2 protein-coding genes are annotated in these 2,999 nt (G+C 70.9%); one reads left to right on the top strand and one right to left on the bottom strand.

The features are described 5' to 3' along the window. The first annotated feature begins 375 nt into the window (after window positions 1-375). Window positions 376-2,676 carry a transglycosylase domain-containing protein gene (locus AB0J52_RS34360; protein ID WP_500187062.1) on the top strand — a complete coding sequence of 767 codons (2,301 nt, stop codon included), beginning with the start codon at window positions 376-378 and terminating at the stop codon, window positions 2,674-2,676. Window positions 2,677-2,784: 108 nt separating this feature from the next. Here AB0J52_RS34360 and AB0J52_RS34355 read toward each other — a convergent pair. After that, a partial coding sequence (locus tag AB0J52_RS34355; RefSeq protein ID WP_500187061.1) for a DUF8711 family protein occupies window positions 2,785-2,999 on the bottom strand: 215 nt, incomplete at its 5' end.

Here is a 2,999-nt window from a genome sequence, read left to right as displayed (position 1 = left end):
GGGGGGAGGCCCATAAAGCGGGCCGTCCCGCCGTCCGGCTTTTCCCGTCCGGCTTTTCCAGCCCGGCCGCCGGTTTCCCGCGACGTCCGCCGCGTGTCCCTGGAAGGGATCTTCCGCCCCGGGATTCACCTCGGGGAATCGGGGCACGGGTTCGGCTTCCGGTATTCGGACCGCCTTCCCGTCCGGTTTCGGATGACCGGTGAAGGAAGGAGCGGAAACGGAGTGATCTGTGTCCCGCGTCACGCGAACTTCCGGGCTGTTCCAGCCGTCCTTCTCTTGGGGGCCATGTGAGCGAGATGACCCGCCCGACGCACCGATCCCCTCGGGTATCGTCGATAACGAATAAATCACGGGGGGCCAGTGAGCAGTAAGGACATGACCCCGGGGGGCGAGTCGTCCACCGGGTCGAACAAGGACGTCTCGTCGCGGCCGGGCCGCACGGCACGGCTCGGCGGCATCGCCGAGAGCCCGCGCACGGCCGGGGTCAAGGCCGCCGAGGCCTCCCGCACCGCGGCCGGGGGCCGGGGCCGGACGGCGGGCGCCGCCGGCGGCCCGCCCGGAAAGCCGCGCAAGCAGCGCAGCCGGGGCGCCCGGTACGCCCGGCGCGCGGCGTTCACGGTCCTCGGGCTGATCGGGCTCGGCATCGCCGCGTTCGCCGTGGCCTACCTGCTCACGCCGGTTCCGTCGCCGTCGCAGGCCGCCGTCGCGCAGGGCCCGACGTACTACTACGCCGACGGCAAGACGGTGATCGCCAAGACCGGCACCAACCGCGAGGCGGTGCCGATCAGCCAGGTGCCCAAGGGCGTCCGGGAAGCGGTGATCGCCGCCGAGAACCGGTCCTTCTACAGCGACCCCGGCGTCTCGGTGAAGGGCACCGCCCGCGCGTTCTGGTCCACCGCGACCGGCAAGCAGCTGCAGGGCGGCTCCACCATCACCCAGCAGATGGTCCGCAACTACTACGGCGGCATCGGCCAGGAGCGCTCGGTCACCCGCAAGCTCAAGGAGGTCATGGTCTCCCTGAAGGTGGGCCGGGAGAAGTCCAAGGACTGGATCCTCGAGCAGTACCTCAACACGATCTACTTCGGCCGCGACGCCTACGGCATCCAGGCCGCCGCGCACGCCTACTACAACAAGGACGTCAAGGACCTCACCCCGTCCGAGGGCGCCTACCTGGCCGCGGCGATCCAGCAGCCGACGCCGTTCGGCGACCCGTCCGGGGCCTCCCTGTCCTACGCGCAGCAGCGCTGGCAGGCCGTGGTCGGCAACATGGTCCGCGACCACGCGCTGACGCCCGCGCAGCAGGCGCAGATGAAGTTCCCCAAGCCGCGCGCGCAGAAGCTGAAGAACGTCTACCGCGGGCAGAACGGCTACATGATCAATGTGGCCCGCAAGGAGCTGATCGAGCGCCGCGGCTACACCGAGGACGAGATCAACCGGGACGGCCTGAAGATCGTCACGACGTTCGACAAGGACCTGATGGACGCCGCCAAGCAGGCGGTGACCAACAACGTCCCGAGCGGGATGAGCAAGAAGATCCGCACCGCCCTGGTGTCGGTCGACCCGTCCACCGGGCAGGTGCTCGCCTTCTACGGCGGCCGCAACTACCTCACCGAGATGGGGTCGAGCGTCTGGTACGACTGGGCGCAGCCGGGCTCCGGCTTCAAGCCGATCGTGCTGGCCGCCGCGCTCAAGGCGGGCTACGGCCTCGACACCACCGAGGACGGCTCCTCCCCGCAGACCTTCGCCGGCGCGTCCCTGCACAACGACTCCAACGAGTCGTTCGGCGACGTCAACCTGGTCACCGCCACCGAGCACTCGATCAACACCGCCTACGTCAACCTCGGCCAGGAGGTCGGGCTCGACAAGGTGGTGAAGATGGCCGAGGCGATGGGCATCCCGAAGAGCCAGCTCACCGCGAACGGCGCCGACAAGGCCCCGTCGCTGCCGCTCGGCCCGATCTCGGTGCACCCGATCGAGATGGCCGGGGTGTACTCGACGTTCGCCGCCGGCGGCACGCACCGCACGCCGTACGTGGTCCGCTCGGTCGAGGACAACAAGGGCGACACCGAGAAGTTCTCCGAGAAGGGCGACGACGTCTTCAGCGACCAGGTCGCGGCGGACGCCACCTACGCCATGCAGAAGGTCGTCCAGGGCGGCACCGGAACCGGCGCGCAGCTCGACGACGGCCGCGACGTCGCGGGCAAGACGGGCACCACCAACGGCGGCGCGGCGATCTGGTTCAACGGGTTCATCCCGCAGCTCCAGACGACGGTCTCGATGTTCCGCAGCGACAACAAGCCGCTGAGCATCCCCGGCTACGGCTCCTACGGCGGCCAGCTCCCGGCGCAGATCTGGAAGAGCTACATGGGCGACGCCGTCTCGATCAAGAACCTCGAGGCGAAGTCGTTCGACCCGCCGTCGATCCAGACCGGCTACGACCCGGGTCCGACGACCGACCGGCCGACGGACCGGCCCACGCGGGTGCCGACCGGCAAGCCGACCAAGCCGAACCGTCCGACCAAGCCGACGATCCCGCCGACCGACCGGCCGACGCACCGGCCCACCGACAAGCCCACGGGCCGTCCCACCCCGCCGGGCACCGGGGGCGGCGGCGGAGACGGCGGCGGCGGCACCGGTGGCGGTGGCGGCGGCGGCACCGGCGAACTGAGCTACTGACCGAAGGGGTCCCGAGTTCTCTCGGGACCCCTTTCCGCTGCCCACGCCCTTCCCGGAAAAGCGGCGCGCGCTCAGCGGACGGCCGTGTGGTCGGGGAGCGGCGGGGGCTCAGCGGCAGGCGGTGCCGAGGGCCCCGGGCGCGGCGGCGAGGGCCTGGTTGAGCTGCTCGACGTCGCCGGACGAGACCGTCCCGGCGGCGGCGCGCAGCTTGTCCGCCTGGTCCTTCAGCGCGGTCTTCAGCCGGGCGTCGGACGCCTTGTCCGCCAGGCCCGACAGGTTCGCGGCGAGCTGCTCGGTCGGCTGCCGCCACTGCGCCGCGTCCG

The sequence above is a fragment of the Spirillospora sp. NPDC049652 genome, from assembly GCF_040675125.1.
Lineage (GTDB): Bacteria > Actinomycetota > Actinomycetes > Streptosporangiales > Streptosporangiaceae > Spirillospora.
The sequence above is the reverse complement of the archived record's forward strand: the minus strand, read 5'-3'. Positions and strand labels throughout refer to the sequence as shown.